Source organism: Pseudomonas sp. MN1F (assembly GCF_009391885.1).
In the GTDB taxonomy this organism is placed as follows: Bacteria; Pseudomonadota; Gammaproteobacteria; order Pseudomonadales; family Pseudomonadaceae; genus Aquipseudomonas.
Genome location: NZ_VZII01000011.1, coordinates 84829 through 103758, shown reverse-complemented (window position 1 = coordinate 103758; position 18930 = coordinate 84829). Strand labels below are relative to the sequence as shown.

The following is an 18930-nucleotide window of genomic DNA, read 5'->3' as shown; positions in this document are numbered from 1 at the left end:
GAGGACCGCGCTGCAGGCCCCATCCTGGGGCCCAGCGCTTGACGGGCATCCATGCCCGTCACCTCCCTCCGCAAGACCTGCGCTCGGCCTCCTGAAGTCGCAATCTGCGTCGCCTGAACTACCGCGCGCTTAGAAGCAAGAGCAAGAGCAAGAGCAAGAGCAAGAGCAAGAGCAAGAGGCAAGCGGATCGCGGATCGCGGATCGCGGATCAGCGTGGCTTAAGGTCCAGCCTGCGCAGGTGGCAAGTCACTTCCTCACGGTCGTGATACAGCTGCTTGCAGGCAATCGATACCTTGATCTTGCGTGCCTTGAACGTCGCCTCCATGCGGTCAAGCAAACGACGCACCTCGGCATAGCGCTGCTTCATTGGCAACTTCAGGTTGACCACCGCCTCTCGGCACAACCCCTCCCCCAGCCACGTCTCGATCAGCGAGGTGGTCCGCGCCGGCTTCTCGACGATGTCGCAGACCATCCAGTCCACCGGCTGCTTGGGCTGCCACGTAAAACCGTCCGCCATCAGGTGCTCTACCAGCCCAGTCTCCATCAGGCTTTCGGCCATCGGCCCATTGTCGATGGCGGTGACCAGCATGCCACGGCGCACCAACTGGTAAGTCCAGCCGCCTGGCGAAGCGCCCAGGTCGACACCCTTCATGTCGTCGCCAAGGCGCTGCTCCCACTGCTCACGCGGGATGAACTGGTGCCAGGCCTCTTCCAGCTTGAGCGTCGAACGGCTGGGCGCCTCACGCGGGAACTTCAGGCGCGGGATGCCCATCGGCCACAAGGCGCTGTTGTTCGCCTCAGCCATGCCAACGAACACCCGACGACCGCTGATGAAAGTCAGCAGCAGCCGCGGCAAGCTGGGGTTGTCGACCAGGCGACCAGCCTTTTCCAGGGCCTTGCGCAGAGGCACTTCGAACTTGCGACAGAACGTCGACAGCTCCTTGCCGTCGTTGCTGTCCAGCACTTCCAGCCAAAGGCTGCCAAATACCGGCTGCCCAGCCAGATGCTCCAGCAGCACGCTGATACGGTCGCTCTCTGGCAGCTCGATATAAGTGCCTCGCGCCCACTGGCGCGGGAAGATCAGTTGCGCGAAGCGCAGTTGGGCCATCAGGCGTTCGGCACCTTCGGCCTCGGCACAGACGAACTCGGCACAAGCGCTCTGCGGCTTGCCCTTGGCATAGCCGGCCACGCCCAACACGGCGGCATATTCGCTGATCTCGGCGCAGACCTCACCCTCGAAACCGGGCCGGCAATGCATGAACAGGGTATTCATCTCTCACTCCACTACGGCTGGCGCACTACGGGCGCCGGCAGGGCGGCGATGATAAAGGAAGATCGGAACCTGCGACATGCCCCGCCGGTCCAGAAAAGAGTCAGGGGCAGCAAACAGAGCTACCCTGACCCTTCAGCCAGGCCCGTGCCGTACGGGCCGAAACAGCGCGCTGGCACCGGCCATAACCCGCAGTGCCGGGCCCCGCCGCACAAGGAGTTGGCAATGCCCTCGCTCGATAGCCTGAACACCCTCCAGACCCTCCAGGTGGCTGACCGCACCTATCACTATTACAGCCTCGCCGAAGCCGGTCGGCAGCTGGGCGACCTGCAGCGCCTGCCCATGTCGCTCAAGGTACTGCTGGAAAACCTGCTGCGCTGGGAAGACGGCAAGACCGTCGCCAGCGATGACCTGCGCGCCCTCGCCGGCTGGCTGCAGGAACGCCGCTCCGACCGCGAAATCCAGTACCGCCCGGCGCGGGTGCTGATGCAGGACTTCACTGGCGTACCAGCTGTCGTCGACCTCGCCGCCATGCGCGCGGCCATGGCCAAGGCCGGTGGCGACCCTCAGCGAATCAACCCACTGTCGCCAGTGGACCTGGTGATCGACCACTCGGTGATGGTCGACCGCTACGCCACGCCACAAGCCTTCACCCAGAATGTCGACATCGAAATGCAACGCAACGGCGAGCGCTATGCCTTCCTGCGCTGGGGCCAGAGCGCGTTCGACAACTTCCGCGTGGTACCGCCAGGCACCGGCATCTGCCACCAGGTCAACCTGGAATACCTCGGGCGCACAGTCTGGACCCGCGACGACGATGGTCGCACCTATGCCTTCCCCGACACCCTGGTCGGCACCGACTCGCACACCACCATGATCAACGGCCTTGGCGTACTCGGCTGGGGCGTGGGCGGCATCGAGGCGGAAGCAGCCATGCTCGGCCAGCCGGTGTCGATGCTGATCCCCGAAGTGATTGGCTTCAAGCTCACTGGCAAGCTGCGCGAAGGCATCACCGCCACCGACCTGGTGCTGACCGTGACGCAGATGCTGCGCAAGAAAGGCGTCGTGGGCAAATTCGTCGAATTCTACGGCGATGGCCTGGCCGACCTGCCGTTGGCCGACCGTGCCACTATCGCCAACATGGCACCTGAGTACGGCGCCACCTGCGGCTTCTTCCCGGTCGACGAGGTCACCCTCGACTACCTGCGCCTGTCTGGCCGCCCAAGCGAGACGGTGCAGCTGGTCGAACAGTATTGCAAGGCGCAAGGCCTGTGGCGCCTGCCTGGGCAGGAACCGCTGTTCAGCGACACGCTAGCCCTGGACATGCATGACGTCGAGGCCAGCCTGGCCGGGCCCAAGCGGCCACAGGACCGGGTTGCCCTGGGCCAGGTTGGCCAGGCCTTCGACCACTTCATCGAGCTGCAACCCAAGCCGTTGGCCAAGGAGGTCGGCCGCCTGGAGAGTGAAGGTGGCGGCGGAGTGGCGGTCGGCAACGCCGATCAGGCCGGCGAAATCGACTACAGCCATGAAGGACAGACCTACACCTTGCGCGACGGCGCCGTGGTGATCGCCGCGATTACCTCATGCACCAACACGTCCAATCCCAGCGTGATGATGGCGGCCGGCCTGGTGGCGAAAAAGGCCCTGGAAAAAGGCCTGCAACGCAAACCCTGGGTGAAGAGTTCACTGGCCCCCGGCTCCAAGGTAGTGACCGATTATTACAAGGCCGCAGGGCTTACCCCTTACCTCGACCAGCTTGGCTTCGACCTGGTCGGTTATGGCTGCACCACTTGCATCGGCAACTCCGGGCCACTGGACGATGCCATCGAAAAAGCCATCGGCAGCGCCGACCTCACGGTCGCTTCGGTGCTGTCGGGCAACCGCAACTTCGAAGGCCGCGTGCATCCGCTGGTCAAGACCAACTGGCTGGCCTCACCGCCGCTGGTAGTGGCCTACGCGCTGGCCGGCAGCGTGCGCGTCGACCTGACCCAGGATGCACTGGGGACGGGCAAGGACGGCCAGCCCGTCTACCTGCGCGATATCTGGCCAAGCCAGCAGGAAATTGCCGACGCCGTGGCCAAGGTCGACACCACGATGTTCCACAAGGAATACGCCGAAGTGTTCGCCGGCGATGCGCAATGGCAGGCTATCGAGGTGCCACAAGCGGCCACTTATGTGTGGCAGGACGACTCCACCTACATCCAGCACCCACCGTTCTTCGATGGCATCGGCGGGCCGCTGCCCGAGATCCGGGACATCCAGGGTGCGCGCATCCTCGCCCTGCTCGGCGACTCGGTGACCACCGACCACATCTCCCCGGCCGGCAACATCAAGGCCGACAGCCCCGCCGGGCGCTACCTGCGCAGCAAGGGCGTGGAACCCCGGGACTTCAACTCTTACGGCTCGCGGCGCGGCAACCACGAAGTGATGATGCGCGGCACCTTCGCCAATATCCGCATCCGCAACGAGATGCTGGCTGGCGAGGAAGGTGGCAACACCGTGCATGTGCCCAGTGGCGAGAAGCTGTCGATCTATGACGCCGCCATGCGCTATCAGGCCGAAGGCACGCCGCTGGTGGTAATCGCCGGCCAGGAGTACGGCACCGGCTCCAGCCGCGACTGGGCGGCCAAGGGCACCAACCTGCTGGGGGTCAAGGCGGTGCTGGCGGAGAGTTTCGAACGCATCCACCGCTCCAACCTGGTGGGCATGGGCGTGCTGCCGTTGCAGTTCAAGGCCGGGCAGGATCGTAAGCAATTGGCGCTGACCGGCAAGGAACAGATCGACCTGCTGGGGCTCGCTGGCGCGCAGATCAGACCGGGCATGAGCCTGCCGCTGCGTATCACTCGCGAGGATGGGCAACAGCAGCAGATCGAGGTGCTGTGCCGGATCGATACGCTCAATGAGGTGGAGTACTTCAAGTCAGGCGGGATCTTGCACTACGTACTGCGGCAGATGATTCGCAGCTGATTGGCTTGGCAGTTGTAGCGTCGGCGAAGATCGAGCGCCGCGCGGGGGGCGCTCGATCTTCGCTCCACCACAGAAAAACATCAGGCACCCGGCAGTAGCACTTTAATGGCCGGTCAGTCATCATGCCCCCGATTTGCCACAATATGGTCACAAATATGGACAATCTGCTGCGAATATCCAGTTTCCCATAGCGCACCCGCAATAGCGGCCAATTGCCACAGATCAACTAAATTAAATATCCATTCAATAAAACCAGTGGCTTGCCGATATCAGTCGAAAGCCTTGCGGATTATTCAACCCATGCGTAACAACCAGCCGATTACCCAGAGGGAACGGACCTTCCCTGCCCAACAACGGTTGATCTCCACCACCAATGCCAAGGGTGTGATCACCTACTGCAACGATGCATTCATCGAGATCAGCGGTTTCACCCGCGAGGAGCTGATTGGCGCCCCCCACAACCTGGTGCGCCACCCCGATGTGCCGACTGCGGTGTTTGCCCACATGTGGCAAACCCTCAAGCAGGGCTTGCCGTGGATGGGCATCGTCAAGAACCGTTGCAAATCCGGCGATCACTACTGGGTAAACGCCTACGTCACCCCGATTTTCGAGAACAACCAGGTCGTTGGCTTCGAGTCGGTGCGGGTCAAGCCTAGCGCCGAACAGATCCGCCGTGCCGAGGCCTTGTACCAGCGCATCAACGATGGCAAGACCGCCATCCCGCGGCGTGATCGCTGGCTACCGGTGCTGCAGGACTGGCTGCCGTTCATCCTGATCAGCCAGGTCGGTTTCCTGATTGGCAACTGGCTCGGCCACTCGTGGGGCTTCGCCCTGGCCGCCGGCCTGTCGGTACCGCTCGGCCTGCTCGGCCTGAGCTGGCAGCAGCGTGGCCTGAAACGCTTGCTGCGCCTGGCCGAACAGACCACCTCCGACCCGCTGATCGCGCAGATGTACACCGACAGCCGTGGGGTACAGGCACGCCTGGAGATGGCCATGCTCAGCCAGGACGCGCGCATGAAGACCTGCCTGACCCGCCTGCAGGACAGCGCCGAGCACCTCAGCGAGCAGGCGCGCCAGTCCGATGTCCTGGCGCACAAGAGCTCCTCGGGCCTGGAGCGCCAGCGCGTGGAGACCGAGCAGGTCGCCGCCGCCGTCAACCAGATGGCCGCTACCACGCAGGAAGTGGCCAACCACGTGCAGCGCACCGCAGACGCCACTCAGGAAGCCAACCGCCTGACCAGCCAGGGCCGGCAGATCGCCGGGGAAACCCGCGATGCCATCGAGCGCCTGTCGACCGCCGTGGGCGAAACCGGCCAGACCGTGACCCAGCTGGCCAAGGACAGTGACGAGATCGGTGGCGTGGTCGATGTGATCAAGGGCATTGCCGACCAGACCAACCTGCTGGCACTGAACGCCGCCATCGAAGCGGCGCGTGCCGGCGAGATGGGCCGTGGTTTCGCCGTGGTCGCCGACGAAGTGCGCCAGCTGGCCCAGCGCACCGCCGAATCGACGGGGCAGATCCACGGCCTGATCGCCAAACTGCAACAAACGGCCAACAACGCCGTACTGACCATGGAAACCGGCCACCGCCAGGCCCAGGAAGGCGTTGACCGCGTCATGCAGGCCGACCAGGCACTGGTCGGGATCAGCGAAGCCGTGGCCAATATCACCGACATGGCGACCCAGATTGCCGCCGCCACCGAAGAGCAGACTGCAGTGGCCGACGAGATCAGCCGCAACATCAGCACCATCGCCGAACTGGCCGACCAGACAGCCGAGCAGGCGCAGCATTCGGCGCTGCTCAGCGAGGAGCTGACCACCACTGCCGGCGGGCAGTATTCGCTGGTGGAGCGGTTCAACCGCTAGTTCTGGCCTAGGCGGTCACTGAACTGCGCCCCTGAGGCTGGACTTTTTGTCCAACGTCAGGGGCGCAGTTCACCTTACCAGTCCAGGGCCAGCCGGCTCTCGAAGTAACGCTCCTCGCCGGTCAACGGGTCGGCAAAGCGCAAGCTCTGCGCCAGCAGTTTCAACGGCCGCTGATAGTCGTCTTCTTCCTTGAGCAATTCGGGATAGAACGGGTCATTGCAGATCCCCGCCCCCAACGCCGCCATGTGCACCCGCAACTGATGCGTCTTGCCCGTTACCGGCGACAGCCCGTAACGCCACAACTCGCCATGCTTCTCCAGCACTTCGGCAAAGGTCTCGCTGTTGGCCTCCCCCGCCACTTCGTGCATGCGGAAGAACGGCTCGCCATGCACCAGGCGACTTTTGTGCACCAAGGGGAATGCCTGCTGCGGCAACGCGGCAGCAATGGCTTGATAGCGCTTGTCGATCCGCCGCTCCGGGAACAACCGCTGATACGCGCTGCGCGTCTGTGGATTGGCAGAGAACAGCACCAACCCGGCCGTGTGCCGGTCGATGCGGTGCAACGGCACCAGATGCGGGTTGTCCAGGCGCCGGATCAGGCGGCGCAACAGGGTTTGCTCGACGTATTCACCCGTGGGTGTCACCGGCAGAAAGTGCGGTTTGTCAGCCACCACCAGGTGCTCGTCCACATGCAGGATGGTCTCCTGCACCGGGATCGGCCGCTCGTTGGGTACCTCGCGAAAATAGTGAAGGCGCATGCCGCGACGGTATGGCAAGTCGGCGGCAATCGCCCTGCCCTCGGCATCCAGCACCCGACCGCGCGCGAAGCGGTCGAGCCACTGCGCGCGCTCGATGGCCTTGAAATGGTCGCACAGGCAATCGAGCACCGTGGCCCAGTTGCCGGGCGGCAGGCAAACCGTACTGGCTTGCTGGTGGGCGGGGTCGAAAGGCGTAGTCATGGCAGGGCTCGAGCAATCAAAGCCAAGCATTATCCCCCAAGCCCGGTGCCTCAACCAGCCTCGACCATCCCCTCGCTATGCGCCTTCAACCAGCGCAGGACCTGCACGGGTTCCCAACGCCCGGGGTCATAGAGTGCATAGACCAGGCCCTGGTAACCCACCACATCCAGCCCCCGATGGTAACCGGCACGCTGGAACAAGGCCTCGATTTCTGCAAAACAGGTATTGAAATGCACCTTGCCGAATGGCGTACGGTCATCGGTGACCAGACCTTCGAGGCGCAATTCCAGCACGGCATCGCACACCCGCTCGACCGGCATGCGGTTGATGCTGTACTTGAGTTGCTCGACGTTGAGCATGGTTCCACCTCGATACTGTATTTATATACAGCATACGAAGAGTGACACCGCTGCGTCAATCGGCCAGGACGTCACTGCAAGCCTGGCAGGTAGCCCGTACCCTTGCGAATGGTCAGCACTTCGCGGCGCGGCGCGACGGCTGACACCGACAGGTGAACCCAGCTGTCGAACTCGAGGATCAACTGGTCGAACGCCACGTCACTCTTGCTTATCTGCCTGACCACTTCCCGGTTGTCGACGCCGATCACCGTGAAATCCGCTGCCAGGCCTTGCACGTGCTGGCTGCCTCGCGCCCCGCCGACGCGCGCATTGACTGCCGCGCTGCGGTATCCGCTGCTGACGATGATGGGGCAACCCAACAACACCCGGACCTGCTCCAGCACTTGGCAAAGCAGGCGCAAATTACTCAGGACTGCAGGCGTAGGGGTGTTATCCAACCCATCTCTCGCGGCAATTTGCGAAGTAATCAGTTCTTCCAGGGAGAAATGTGGCGTGATCAGCATGACGGGGCTCTCGATGACAATGCAAAAGTACCGATGACCATTCAACGGTGCGACATCATCATTTCTGGCCCGCCGGCGATGCACGAGGGCAGGCCTTCCCTCTGCCCGTCACTGGGCGAGGAAGGCCACTACCTGCTCGGCATCGAATGGCCAATGCAGCTCTGCCGACGTATCGCTGCGCCGCAACACCGGAATGACCAGACCGTACCGCTCGAACAACGCCTGGTCATCGGCGATGTCGACCAACTCGATCAGCAAGCCGTGTTCAACGAAGGGCATCAGCACGTCTTCGGCCACTTCGCACAAGTGGCACCCGACGGTGCTGAAGAGTTGGCATTCAGGCAGCATGGAGGGCAAGTCCCGATTTGGCTGTAGGAAGAAACTCATTCTAAGTCTGTCCTGCCCCCTCTGCACCTGACCCTGCTCAATCCTGACTGGTGGCACCGATGCGGTGCAGCGACAGGTCCGCGCCCTGGAACTCCTGTTCATGGCTCAAACGCAAGCCATTTACCTGGCGAATCAGTCCGTACACGGCAAAGCCTCCGACCAGTGCGACCAGCACGCCCGCCAGGCTGCCCAGCAGTTGGCTTATCAGGCTGACCCCGCCCATCCCCCCCAGCGCTGCCTGACCAAACACACCACAAGCGATTCCCCCCCACAGGCCGCACAAACCGTGCAGTGGCCAGACACCGAGCACATCATCGATCTTCCAGCGGTTCTGTGCGGCCGTGAAACTCCAGACGAACAGCACCCCGGCCACCAGCCCGGTGACCAGCGCACCAATGGGGTGCATGAGGTCAGAGCCGGCACAGATTGCCACCAGCCCGGCCAACGGCCCGTTGTGCAGGAAGCCCGGGTCGTTGCGCCCGGCCAGCAAGGCGGCCAGGGTACCGCCGACCATGGCCATCAGCGAGTTGATCGCCACCAGGCCGCTGACACCCTGCAACGTCTGGGCGCTCATCACGTTGAAGCCGAACCAGCCGATGATCAGGATCCACGAGCCCAGCGCCAGGAACGGAATGCTCGACGGGGCAAAGGCCACCAGGCGGCCGTCGCGATAGCGCCCCCGCCGCGCGCCCAGCAACAGCACCGCCGCCAGCGCCAGCCAGCCGCCCATGGCATGCACCACCACCGAGCCGGCAAAGTCATGGAACGGCGCACCGAAGCGGGCCTGCAGCCAAGCCTGCACGCCGAAATTGCCATTCCACACCACACCTTCGAAGAATGGGTAGATGAACGCCACGATCAGCGCCGTGGCGCACAGCTGCGGTGCGAAGCGCGCACGTTCGGCGATCCCCCCCGAGATGATCGCGGGAATCGCGGCAGCGAAGGTCAGCAGGAAGAAGCATTTGACCAGCGCATAGCCGTGCTCGGCAGCCAGTTGCGATGCAGGCTGCAGGAAATTCACGCCATAGGCGATCCAGTAGCCGATGAAGAAATACACCAGCGCGGAGATGGCGAAATCGCTGAGGATCTTCGACAGCGCGTTGACCTGGTTCTTGTGGCGCACGGTGCCCACTTCGAGAAAAGCGAAGCCGGCGTGCATGGCGAGCACCAGAATGGCGCCCATGAGGATGAACAGGGTGTTGGAGCCGTGGACAAGAGAGTCCATCGCGCTGTGCATGTTTTCCATGAAAGAGGCAGACCTGCTGAAAAAAAGCACCAGGACAGTTCAAGAACCTGCATCCCTGCACCGAATCGGTGCCAGCTTTTGCCCTGTTTTGCCGAACCGGGCGCGGCCTGCGTGGTTTTTTCTTGGGTTTGTCGTGGATTGGGTTAAGGTTTATCGGTATCCGCCAGGATCGACGCCCTGGTTCGGCGCACCGCCCCGGGTTACGCCCCGCGTTGTGGCAAATCTCAGTAGCAAGGCCCATACCAGCACTGCCAGTGAACCTTCCACACACCCGGTCACTCGAATAACCTACACACCTGCACACCTGCATAGGGAGAGCCCCATGGCCAGCAAATCGGCAAAGACTGCACAAGAGATATTGATGGCTGACTTCCAGGCCTTGGTTCGTGATACCGAGCGATTGCTGGCCGATACCGCCAACCTGGCGGGCGACCAGGCCGACGAGCTGCGCGAGCAGATCCACGATCGCCTGACCCAAGCCCGTGAAACCTTGCAACTGACTCAGGACTCGGTGCGTGAGCGCGGCCAGGCAGCCCTTGGCAGCGCCGAACAGTACGTCCAGGAAAAACCCTGGCAGGCCATTGGTATTGCCGCAGGCGTCGGCCTGTTGATCGGCCTGCTGGCCAATCGGCGCTGAGGAGTCCCCATGGAGAATGACAGCATTGGCACCAGCGCCTCGGGCAAACGCCTGGGCGCGGCGCTGCTGGGGCTGCTGCACAGCCACATCGAACTGTTCGGCATCGAGCTGCAGGAACAGAAAGCCCGCACCCTGAGCCTGCTGCTGTTCGCCGGCCTGGCACTGGTGTTCGCGCTGCTGCTGCTGACGGCCTTGTCCGGCTTGTTGCTGGTGCTGCTGTGGGACAGCTATCGCCTGGCTGGCATCATTGGCCTGTGCGTCTTCTATGGAGCGGCGGCGCTGTATTGCGGCCTGCGCCTGAAAGCAGCCGTGTTCGATGAGTCCTCACCCTTTGGTGCGACCCTCGATGAACTGGCCAAGGACCGGGAGCGCCTGTTGCCATGAGCCTGCCTGAACTACCGAATACCCGTAACCCACGGGAACTGCGCAAAGCGTTGCTGCGCCTGCGCATGGAAATGCACCGCCAGGAGATTCGCCATGAGTCCGGGCAGCTGCTGCAACCCTTGCAGCGCCTGCGCGGCATGGGCAGCTCGCTGCATGACGGGCTGGGTATCAAACACGCGCCGTTGTGGGGCATCGGCGCCGTCGTGGCGTTGGGCTTTCTGACCGGCAAGGGAGTGCGCAGCGGTAACCTGCACCGCCTGGTCCGCCTGGGAACCAGCCTGTTACCCCTGGTGCGCCTCTACCTGCAGGGCAATCGTCGCCCTTGAACGCTCACCGGCCCTGATCCCACAGGGCCGGTCTCGATCTGCCCCTTGCACGCCTGCTCACGACACCGGAAGCTATACCCTTCGATCGAAGGAGACCGCGCCTTGGACTGGCACACCCTGCTCACCCGCGAACGCCTCGGCAAAGCCCTCTACAGCGCCGAAGAACTGGGCCGCAGCCCTTTCCACAAAGACCATGACCGGATCATCTTCTCAGGGGCTTTTCGCCGCCTCGGGCGCAAGACCCAGGTCCATCCCGTTTCCAGCAACGACCATATCCATACGCGCCTGACCCATTCACTGGAAGTCAGCTGCGTTGGCCGCTCGCTGGGCATGCGCGTGGGCGAAACACTGCGCGCCAGCCTGCCCGAGTGGTGCGAGCCCAGCGACCTGGGCATGATCGTGCAGTCGGCCTGCCTGGCCCACGACATTGGCAACCCGCCGTTCGGCCACTCCGGCGAAGATGCCATTCGCCACTGGTTCCAGCAGGCCGCCGGGCGTGGCTGGCTGGACGACATGAGCGACGACGAGCGCGCCGACTTCCTCAATTTCGAAGGCAACGCCCAAGGCTTTCGCGTGCTCACCCAACTCGAATACCACCAGTTCGATGGCGGCACCCGGCTCACCTACGCCACTCTTGGCACCTACCTCAAGTACCCTTGGACGGCCCGGCATGCCGATGCCCTCGGGTACAAGAAGCACAAGTTCGGCTGCTACCAGAGCGAGTTGCCGCTGCTCGAACAGATCGCCCGCAAGCTCGGCCTGCCGCTGCTCGAAGAACAACGCTGGGCGCGCCACCCGCTGGTCTACCTGATGGAGGCGGCAGATGACATCTGCTACGCCCTGATCGACCTGGAAGACGGCCTGGAAATGGAGCTGCTGGACTACGCAGAAGTCGAGGCGCTGTTGCTCGACCTGGTCGGTGACGATTTGCCGGAAACCTATCGCCAGCTTGGCCCTGCCGATTCCCGGCGACGCAAACTGGCAATCCTGCGTGGCAAGGCTATCGAGCATCTGACCAATGCCGCTGCGCGCGCCTTCGTCGAGCAGCAGCAAGCACTGCTGAGCGGGCGCCTGAGCGGTGACCTGGTCGAGCACATGCACGGCCCGGCCAAGCGCTGCGTACTGCAGGCCAAGGACATGGCACGCAACAAGATTTTCCAGGACAAGCGCAAGACGCTGCATGAGATAGGCGCCTATACCACACTGGAAATCCTCCTCAACACGTTCTGCGGTGCCGCCCTGGAACAGCACGGCGGAGGTACCCCTTCGTTCAAGAGCCGCCGCGTGCTCGATCTGATCGGCAACAATGCACCCACCCCGCAAGACTCGCTGCACAAGGCGTTCCTGCGGATGATCGATTTCATCGCCGGCATGACCGACAGCTATGCCAGCGAGATGGCCCGGGAAATGACCGGGCGCTCAAGCCCGACCTGAAGACACGGCAGCGTCGCCCGGTGCAATACCGAGCGACGCTTGACCTTAGGAAACTTCCTACAAACAACACCTGCTCATTAAACGCCAACTAAACAAGCTGATAAAAAGTTACCAAAACAGCTTTGACAACGAAGCATGCTCTTACACTTCGTAGCCAAATTTGTACTCAGCTGTAAGCCGTTTCCCATATATAGCGAATCTCCCTGCTACGTATCCCTGCCGACTTGTAACTGGGGTAAGGTGCCTCCTGCCTCCGTCATCCGCCGCAGGAAACCTGAACATGAATACTGTATTTATTGTCGATGACCATCCTGTCATCCGCCTGGCTGTCCGCATGTTGCTTGAAAACCAGAACTACAAGGTCGTGGGCGAATCGGACAACGGCGTGGAAGCCATGCAGTTGATTCGTGAAACCCAGCCTGAGCTGGTCATTCTGGACATCAGCATCCCCAAGCTCGACGGCCTTGAGGTCCTTTCGCGCTTCCAGGCCATGGCCCTGCCGCTGAAAGTCCTGATCCTCACTGCACAGTCTCCGGCGCTGTTCGCCGTGCGCTGCATGCACTCGGGCGCAGCAGGTTATGTCTGCAAGGAGGAGGACCTGAGCGAACTGCTCAGCGCAATCAAGGCCGTACTCGCCGGATACAATTACTTCCCCAGTCAGGCGATCCATAGCAATCACGAAACAGCGGACTCCGATTTGCGACTTTTCCGACTCGTTAACGATCGCGAACTTATGGTTCTGCAACTTTTCGCCCAAGGCCGCAGTAACCAGCAGATCGCCAAAGGCATGTTCCTCAGCAACAAGACCGTCAGTACCTACAAGAAGCGGCTCATGCAGAAACTACAGGTCGATACGTTGGTCGACCTGATTGAAATGGCCAAACGCAACGCCCTGGTCTGAGGTTTTCGATGGTGCAATTGATCGCCTGCCTGGCGCTAGTCCTGGCATTGGCCTGCGACCTGGCGCAGGCCTCATCCCATGAAGTGGTGCCCTACACCCTGCTGGCTCGCTCTGCGACGATGCCGCTGCACCCGCAACTGACGGAACAGCAACGGCAATGGGTGCAGGGCCGTCATGCCCTGGTCCTGGGCACCTCGGCGCCCGACTACCCGCCCTTCGACATCACCAGTGGCGGGCAGATCTACCAAGGCCTCACCGCCGAATATGCCAACCTGATCGGCAGGGCACTGAACCTGCCGATTCAGGTCATGCGCTACCCCCACAGGCAGGCGGCGCTGCAGGCGCTCAAGCGTGGCGACATCGACCTGCTCGGCAGCGCCAATGGATACGAAGCGGCAACCGAAGGGCTGACGCTTTCACACCCTTATGCCGTTGACCAGCCTGTGCTGGTCACGCGGGAGGATGAACCGCGCGCCCTCAATGGCGGCCTGAATGGCATGCGCCTGGGCATGCTCTACCACTACCTGCCCCAGGAGGAAGTCCATGCCGCCTACCCCAACGCCGAAGTACTGGTTTTCGGCTCCTCCACCCAGGCCCTCAACGCCGTGGCTTTTGGCCAGGCCGACGTGTTCATCGGCGACACCATTTCGACCCACTACCAGCTCAATCGCGGGCACCTGCCACGCCTGCGCATGGCCAGTTTCGGCCAGCACGAGCACTTCGGCTTCAGTTTTGCCATGCGCGCCGAGGACGTGCAGCTCAAGGAGCTGGTCAATGCAACCCTCGACCGCCAGTCGGGCGCCGTGCGCACCAGCATCCTCAAGCGCTGGAGTGCTGGCAGTGACCTGCTGCTGAGTGATCGTCAGCTGCGGCTGACACCCGAGGAGGAGCAGTGGCTGGCCAGCCATCCGATGATGCAGGTCGCCGTCGACGAAACGGCGGCTCCCCTGTCCTATTTCGACGGCAATGGCCATTTTCGCGGGATAACCGCCGACCTGCTTGACCTGATACGCCTGCGTACCGGCCTGCGCTTTGAGGTACAGCGGGCCAATGGCATCGCCGACATGCTCGCCCGGCTGGAAACCGGCCACGTGAACATGATCGCCGCACTTGCCAGCGACGGTACCACCAACAAACACCTGCACCTGAGCCGCCCCTACCTCGAAAGCCCACATGTGCTGGTTACCCGCGCCGCAGATGAACAGTACGGTTCACTGATGCAACTGAACGGGCACCGCGTTGCCATCTCCCGTTACAGCAATCTGGACGACTTGCTGGCAACCCGCTACCCGCAGGTTGGCTGGATCGAGACCGAAAGCCCCTATTTTTCCGTCGCGCTGCTCAACAGTGGCGCCGTTGACGCGATGATCACCCCCTTGATCGATGCCAACCACGCCTTGGCCGGCAATACCGACCTGATCATTCGCAACACGGTAGGCAGCGAGCCGGCGATCTTCGCCATGGCCACCCGCGAACAGGACATGCCACTTGCCTCGATCCTCGACAAGGCCCTGCTGAGTATTTCGCCGGAAGAGCTGGGGGTCATCAACAACCGTTGGCGCGGCTACGATCTGCATGAAGATGCCAGCTGGCGAGCCTTGCGCCGCCTGATCCTGCAGGTGCTGCTGGGCACCGGCGTGTTACTGTTGCTGGCGCTGATCTGGAACGCCCGCCTGCGGGGGCAGATCAAACAGCGCCAAAGCGCCGAGCGCGCGCTGAGCGATCAGCTGAAGTTCATGGAAGCGCTGCTCAACGGCACCCCGCACCCGATGTACGTGCGCGACCGGGAAGGCCACTTGCAAAGCTGCAACGCCAGCTACCTGGAAGCCGTCCAGTCCCGCCTTGAAGACGTGATTGGCAAGCGCCTGGACGAGAGCCTGTTCGCCGACGCCGAGCACACGCGCCAGATCCAGGCCGACTACCAACAGGTGATGGCTGCCGGCATGCCGCTGATCATCGACCGTCCTTTGCGCGTCAGGGGTCGGGAAATCACCCTCTACCACTGGATCCTGCCCTATCGTGATTCGCTGGGTGAAGTGCAAGGGATCATCGGCGGCTGGATCGACATCAGCGAGCGCCGCAAGCTGGTTCAGGAATTGCGCGATGCCAAGCGCCTGGCCGACGACGCCAACCGCGCCAAGAGCACCTTCCTCGCCACCATCAGCCACGAGATCCGCACACCGATGAACGCGGTCATCGGCATGCTCGAACTGGCGTTGAGGCGTGCCCTGCAGGGGCAGGTGGACCCCACCTCACTGGAGGTCGCCCATCACTCGGCCAGGGACCTGCTTGGCCTGATCGGCGATATTCTGGATATCGTGCGTATCGAGTCAGGCCACCTGTCCCTCAGCCCGGAAGCGGTCGATCCCGCAGCACTGGTCGAGGCGGTTGGCCGCGTGTTCGATGGCCAGGCCCGGCAGAAGGGCCTGGCCCTGGACATCAGTATCAGCCCCAGTGCCCGCGGCCATGGAATGCTCGATCCACTGCGCTTCAAACAGATCTTGTCCAACCTTGTCAGCAATGCCATCAAGTTCACCGAGCAAGGGCAGGTCCACGTCACGCTCGGCTTGCGCGAGGAAGGCCCTGGCATCCCCCCTACGCTGGAGCTCGAGGTGCGTGACAGTGGCATGGGCATTCATGAAGATGACCTGCAGCGGCTGTTCAACCCGTTCGTCCAGGCCAACCTGCACAGCGAGGGTGCACGTGCAGGCACCGGGTTGGGCTTGGCCATCTGCCGCAGCCTGAGCGAGATGATGGGTGGAAACCTGAGCATCAAGAGTCTGCCGGGGTTGGGCACACAGGTTCGCCTGATGATGCCGCTGGAGCGCGTCGATGCCCCGGCGTCCCCGGTACCGGAAGTTGAAGAACTCGAGGCCCCTGCCCCCGACCTGAAGGTGCTGGTCATCGACGATCACCCTGCCAACCTGATGTTGATGGCTCAACAACTGGGCTACCTGGGGCTCAACCATGCCAGCGCCAGCAATGGCCGCGAAGGCCTGGAAAAATGGCGGCAAGCGCCGTTCGACGTTCTGGTGCTCGATTGCAACATGCCGCACATGAACGGCTACCAGCTAGCCACTGCCGTACGCAGCGAGGAACGCAAGCGCGGGCGCCCGCGGTGCGTCATCCTGGGCTACACAGCGAACGCGCAACCTGAAGTCAGGCAAAAGTGCCTCAGCGCCGGCATGGACGATTGCCTGCTCAAGCCCATCAGCCTGCGCACCCTCAGCCAATGCCTGGCCAAGATCGCACCCCGGCGACGGCAAGCCAATGCCCCACCGTTCAGCCTGGCGGGCCTGGCCGGCATCGTCGGCAACAATGCCAGCAGCCGCACCCGTTTTCTCACCGCCGTGCACACAAGCCTGCAGGAAGACCTGGCATTGCTCATGAGCCTTGATCCCCAGCATCAGGCCGCCGAGATTCGCGAGCAGGCGCACAAGATCCTCAGCGCGGCACGGCTGCTGGAAGCGAAGGGCATGATGAAGGCCTGCGAGGCCCTGGAGGTAGCAACGTCGCCTGCAGCCTGCATCAAACTGCAGCGGCAGGTACTGGCTCGGCATATGCGCCGAGTGGAGAAAGCGCTGGCCAGCGAATTGACCCAGGCTTGACTGAGCGACGCCCGCGCAGGGCGCCGCTCAAGCACAGATCAGGAAGCCGGGTTGATCGGCTTTTCCGGATACCATGCGTCCAGCAGCGGGCTGACTTCGATGGTGGTCAGTTCGCTGCGGCCCTTGAGCCAGGCTTCAACAGTGGCACGCTGCTCTTCGCTGACCGAACCACGGTTGGCCAGGCAAACCAGACCGAAGTCATCGCCGCCGACGTAGTCCAGGCCGTTGGCATCCATGGCTTCTGCCAGGAACGCGTCGAGGAAGGCATCGATGGCTTCGTCGGACAGGTCTTCCTTGAAACCCAGGTTCAGTTCGAAACCCAGCTCCTGGAATTCATCAACGCACAGCTTCTTGCGCAGACGACGGGAACGGTTGGTAGCCATGAAACAATCCTCTTGAGTATTAACGCGCGGCACTTTACCAGTTTCCGCGCTATAAAGGCGCTTTTCCGTCGAACGTGGCGCATGAACGCTGCGCTTGGGGCATAATGCGCTCTATATTTCACCCTGGGGTGATCATCTCTTACAGCCCCATTGTCTTTTCCCCTCGTCCGTAGGGTATTTAATCCATATGATCAAAAAGCTCCGCCCCCTCGTTCTCGCCGGCCTGCTGCTGCCGCTTGCTTTGCCCAGCCACGCAGCTGCCGTCAATACCTCCCTGCCGCCGAAAGTCCAGCAGGCGCTCAAGGCCAACAAGCTGCAGGACAGTGCACTGTCGCTGGTCATGCTGCCGCTCAACGGCCCAGGCTCGGCCACCGTGTTCAACGCCGATGTATCGGTCAACCCGGCCTCGACCATGAAGCTGGTCACCACCTACGCCGCCCTCGAACTGCTCGGCCCGACCTTCCAGTGGAAAACCGAGTTCTACACCGATGGCACCCTGAGCAACGGTGTGCTCAATGGCAACCTGTACCTCAAGGGCGGCGGCGACCCCAAGCTGAACATGGAAAAGCTCTGGCTATTGATGCGTGACCTGCGCGCCAATGGCGTACGCACCGTTACCGGCGACCTGGTGCTGGACCGCAGCCACTTCGTGCAGCCCAACCTACCGCAGTTCGACGATGACGGCGGCGACGTCAACAAGCCGTTCCTGGTCAAGCCCGACTCGCTGATGATCAACCTCAAGGCCCTGCGCTTCGTTACCCGCAACGACGGCGGCAAGGTCACCGTCGCGGTCGAGCCACCGATCGCCAGCATCCACATCGACAACCAGGTCAAGGCCGTGGCCTCCAAGCAGTGCAGCGGCGACGTGCGCTACAACCCGGTGCAGCAAGCCGACGGCATCAGCGTGACCGTCACCGGCCAGTTGGGCGATGGCTGCAACTCGCAGACCTACCTGTCGTTGCTCGACCACCCGACCTACGCTGCCGGCGCCGTACGGGCCATCTGGAACGAGCTGGGTGGCAGCATCCAGGGCCGTGACCGCATCGAGAACGTACCGAAAAGCGCTCGCCTGCTGGCCCGGGCCTTCTCGCCCGACCTGGTGGAAGTCATCCGCGACATCAACAAGTACAGCAACAACACCATGGCCCAGCAGCTGTTCCTGAGCCTGGGTGCGCAGTTCCGTACCGACGCCGATGGTGACGACGCCCGTGCCGCCCAGCGCGTGGTGCGCCAGTGGCTGGCGAAGAAGGGCATCACCGCGCCGCACCTGGTAATGGAAAACGGCTCAGGGCTGTCACGCGCCGAGCGGGTCAGCACCCGCGAGATGGCAGCGCTGCTGCAGGCGGCGTGGAACAGCCCGTATGCCGCCGAGTTCATGAGCTCGATGCCACTGGTGGGCATGGACGGCACCATGCGCAAACGCCTGAAGCGCACCGCCATGACCGGCGAAGGGCACATCAAGACCGGCACCCTGAACACCGTGCGGGCGATTGCCGGCTTCAGCCGCGACAGCAACGGCAATACCTGGGCGGTGGCGGCGATCCTCAATGATCCGAAGCCGTGGGGTGCCTCGCAGGTGCTTGATCAGGTGCTGCTGGACCTGTATCGCCAGCCGAAGCTGAACAACAGCGCGACGGCTGCAGCGCCTTGATGCTTCGATAGCCTGTACCGGTCTCTTCGCGGGCTTCCCGCGCAGCGAC

At 62.7% G+C, this 18930-nt stretch carries 16 protein-coding genes; 9 read left to right on the top strand and 7 right to left on the bottom strand.

Features of this window, described 5'->3' with window-relative positions:
• Positions 1–208 precede the first annotated feature (208 nt).
• Positions 209–1273 carry a 23S rRNA (cytidine(2498)-2'-O)-methyltransferase RlmM gene (rlmM, locus tag F6X59_RS08380; RefSeq protein ID WP_152955829.1) on the bottom strand — a complete coding sequence of 355 codons (1065 nt, stop codon included), beginning with the start codon at positions 1271–1273 and terminating at the stop codon, positions 209–211.
• A 222-nt stretch (positions 1274–1495) separates the two neighbouring features.
• Here rlmM and acnA point away from each other — a divergent pair, with 222 nt between their 5' ends.
• Positions 1496–4237, top strand: coding sequence for an aconitate hydratase AcnA (gene acnA, locus F6X59_RS08375; RefSeq protein WP_152955828.1), 2742 nt, complete (start codon positions 1496–1498; stop codon positions 4235–4237).
• Between the two features lie 300 nt (positions 4238–4537).
• The gene (locus tag F6X59_RS08370; RefSeq protein WP_152955827.1) at positions 4538–6103 is read left to right on the top strand and encodes a PAS domain-containing methyl-accepting chemotaxis protein; all 1566 of its coding nucleotides are present in this window, start codon (positions 4538–4540) and stop codon (positions 6101–6103) included.
• Between the two features lie 74 nt (positions 6104–6177).
• On the opposite strand, the gene F6X59_RS08365 is transcribed toward F6X59_RS08370, so the two are convergent.
• The 5 genes from F6X59_RS08365 to F6X59_RS08345 form a co-directional block, all read right to left on the bottom strand.
• A complete protein-coding gene (locus F6X59_RS08365) occupies positions 6178–7062 on the bottom strand; it encodes a pseudouridine synthase (protein WP_152955826.1) in 885 nt (294 codons plus the stop codon).
• Positions 7063–7112: 50 nt separating this feature from the next.
• A complete protein-coding gene (locus tag F6X59_RS08360) occupies positions 7113–7421 on the bottom strand; it encodes a transcriptional regulator (protein WP_152955825.1) in 309 nt (102 codons plus the stop codon).
• A 71-nt stretch (positions 7422–7492) separates the two neighbouring features.
• Complete coding sequence (locus F6X59_RS08355) at positions 7493–7924, bottom strand: D-Ala-D-Ala carboxypeptidase family metallohydrolase (RefSeq protein ID WP_152955824.1); 432 nt, start codon at positions 7922–7924, stop codon at positions 7493–7495.
• 108 nt (positions 7925–8032) lie between these two features.
• Positions 8033–8272 carry a glutaredoxin family protein gene (locus tag F6X59_RS08350; RefSeq protein WP_152955823.1) on the bottom strand — a complete coding sequence of 80 codons (240 nt, stop codon included), beginning with the start codon at positions 8270–8272 and terminating at the stop codon, positions 8033–8035.
• A gap of 76 nt (positions 8273–8348) precedes the next feature.
• On the bottom strand, positions 8349–9557 hold the full coding sequence (locus F6X59_RS08345) for an ammonium transporter (RefSeq protein WP_152955822.1): 1209 nt from the start codon (positions 9555–9557) through the stop codon (positions 8349–8351).
• Positions 9558–9879: 322 nt separating this feature from the next.
• On the opposite strand from F6X59_RS08345, the gene F6X59_RS08340 reads away from it, so the two are divergent.
• The 6 genes from F6X59_RS08340 to F6X59_RS08315 all read left to right on the top strand — a co-directional run bounded on the left by F6X59_RS08340 (position 9880) and on the right by F6X59_RS08315 (position 16847).
• On the top strand, positions 9880–10194 hold the full coding sequence (locus tag F6X59_RS08340; RefSeq protein WP_110631147.1) for a YqjD family protein: 315 nt from the start codon (positions 9880–9882) through the stop codon (positions 10192–10194).
• A 9-nt stretch (positions 10195–10203) separates the two neighbouring features.
• Positions 10204–10578 carry a phage holin family protein gene (locus F6X59_RS08335; RefSeq protein WP_152955821.1) on the top strand — a complete coding sequence of 125 codons (375 nt, stop codon included), beginning with the start codon at positions 10204–10206 and terminating at the stop codon, positions 10576–10578.
• Positions 10575–10904 (top strand): hypothetical protein, encoded by a 330-nt coding sequence (locus F6X59_RS08330; RefSeq protein WP_152955820.1) that lies wholly within the window; start codon positions 10575–10577, stop codon positions 10902–10904. Before F6X59_RS08335 ends, F6X59_RS08330 begins: the two co-directional genes overlap by 4 nt.
• 102 nt (positions 10905–11006) lie before the next feature.
• Entirely contained in the window at positions 11007–12338 is a 1332-nt protein-coding gene (locus tag F6X59_RS08325; protein ID WP_152955819.1) for a deoxyguanosinetriphosphate triphosphohydrolase, read from the top strand.
• A 280-nt stretch (positions 12339–12618) separates the two neighbouring features.
• Positions 12619–13239, top strand: coding sequence for a response regulator transcription factor (locus F6X59_RS08320; protein ID WP_152955818.1), 621 nt, complete (start codon positions 12619–12621; stop codon positions 13237–13239).
• Positions 13240–13247: 8 nt separating this feature from the next.
• Complete coding sequence (locus tag F6X59_RS08315) at positions 13248–16847, top strand: transporter substrate-binding domain-containing protein (RefSeq protein WP_152955817.1); 3600 nt, start codon at positions 13248–13250, stop codon at positions 16845–16847.
• Positions 16848–16885: 38 nt separating this feature from the next.
• Here F6X59_RS08315 and F6X59_RS08310 read toward each other — a convergent pair whose 3' ends face one another.
• Positions 16886–17230: a YggL family protein gene (locus F6X59_RS08310; RefSeq protein ID WP_027919421.1), complete on the bottom strand. Its 345-nt coding sequence runs from the start codon at positions 17228–17230 to the stop codon at positions 16886–16888.
• Between the two features lie 187 nt (positions 17231–17417).
• On the opposite strand from F6X59_RS08310, the gene dacB reads away from it, so the two are divergent.
• On the top strand, positions 17418–18881 hold the full coding sequence (dacB, locus tag F6X59_RS08305) for a D-alanyl-D-alanine carboxypeptidase/D-alanyl-D-alanine-endopeptidase (protein ID WP_152955816.1): 1464 nt from the start codon (positions 17418–17420) through the stop codon (positions 18879–18881).
• Positions 18882–18930: the final 49 nt, after the last annotated feature.

Excerpts from the sequence above, each read along its gene's own strand:
- rlmM (WP_152955829.1), bottom strand. The coding sequence starts at position 1,273 with ATGAATACCCTGTTCATGCATTGCCGGCCCGGTTTCGAGGGTGAGGTC.
- acnA (WP_152955828.1), top strand. The coding sequence starts at position 1,496 with ATGCCCTCGCTCGATAGCCTGAACACCCTCCAGACCCTCCAGGTGGCT.
- F6X59_RS08370 (WP_152955827.1), top strand. The coding sequence starts at position 4,538 with ATGCGTAACAACCAGCCGATTACCCAGAGGGAACGGACCTTCCCTGCC.
- F6X59_RS08365 (WP_152955826.1), bottom strand. The coding sequence starts at position 7,062 with ATGACTACGCCTTTCGACCCCGCCCACCAGCAAGCCAGTACGGTTTGC.
- F6X59_RS08360 (WP_152955825.1), bottom strand. The coding sequence starts at position 7,421 with ATGCTCAACGTCGAGCAACTCAAGTACAGCATCAACCGCATGCCGGTC.
- F6X59_RS08355 (WP_152955824.1), bottom strand. The coding sequence starts at position 7,924 with ATGCTGATCACGCCACATTTCTCCCTGGAAGAACTGATTACTTCGCAA.
- F6X59_RS08350 (WP_152955823.1), bottom strand. The coding sequence starts at position 8,272 with ATGCTGCCTGAATGCCAACTCTTCAGCACCGTCGGGTGCCACTTGTGC.
- F6X59_RS08345 (WP_152955822.1), bottom strand. The coding sequence starts at position 9,557 with ATGGAAAACATGCACAGCGCGATGGACTCTCTTGTCCACGGCTCCAAC.
- F6X59_RS08340 (WP_110631147.1), top strand. The coding sequence starts at position 9,880 with ATGGCCAGCAAATCGGCAAAGACTGCACAAGAGATATTGATGGCTGAC.
- F6X59_RS08335 (WP_152955821.1), top strand. The coding sequence starts at position 10,204 with ATGGAGAATGACAGCATTGGCACCAGCGCCTCGGGCAAACGCCTGGGC.
- F6X59_RS08330 (WP_152955820.1), top strand. The coding sequence starts at position 10,575 with ATGAGCCTGCCTGAACTACCGAATACCCGTAACCCACGGGAACTGCGC.
- F6X59_RS08320 (WP_152955818.1), top strand. The coding sequence starts at position 12,619 with ATGAATACTGTATTTATTGTCGATGACCATCCTGTCATCCGCCTGGCT.
- F6X59_RS08315 (WP_152955817.1), top strand. The coding sequence starts at position 13,248 with ATGGTGCAATTGATCGCCTGCCTGGCGCTAGTCCTGGCATTGGCCTGC.
- F6X59_RS08310 (WP_027919421.1), bottom strand. The coding sequence starts at position 17,230 with ATGGCTACCAACCGTTCCCGTCGTCTGCGCAAGAAGCTGTGCGTTGAT.
- dacB (WP_152955816.1), top strand. The coding sequence starts at position 17,418 with ATGATCAAAAAGCTCCGCCCCCTCGTTCTCGCCGGCCTGCTGCTGCCG.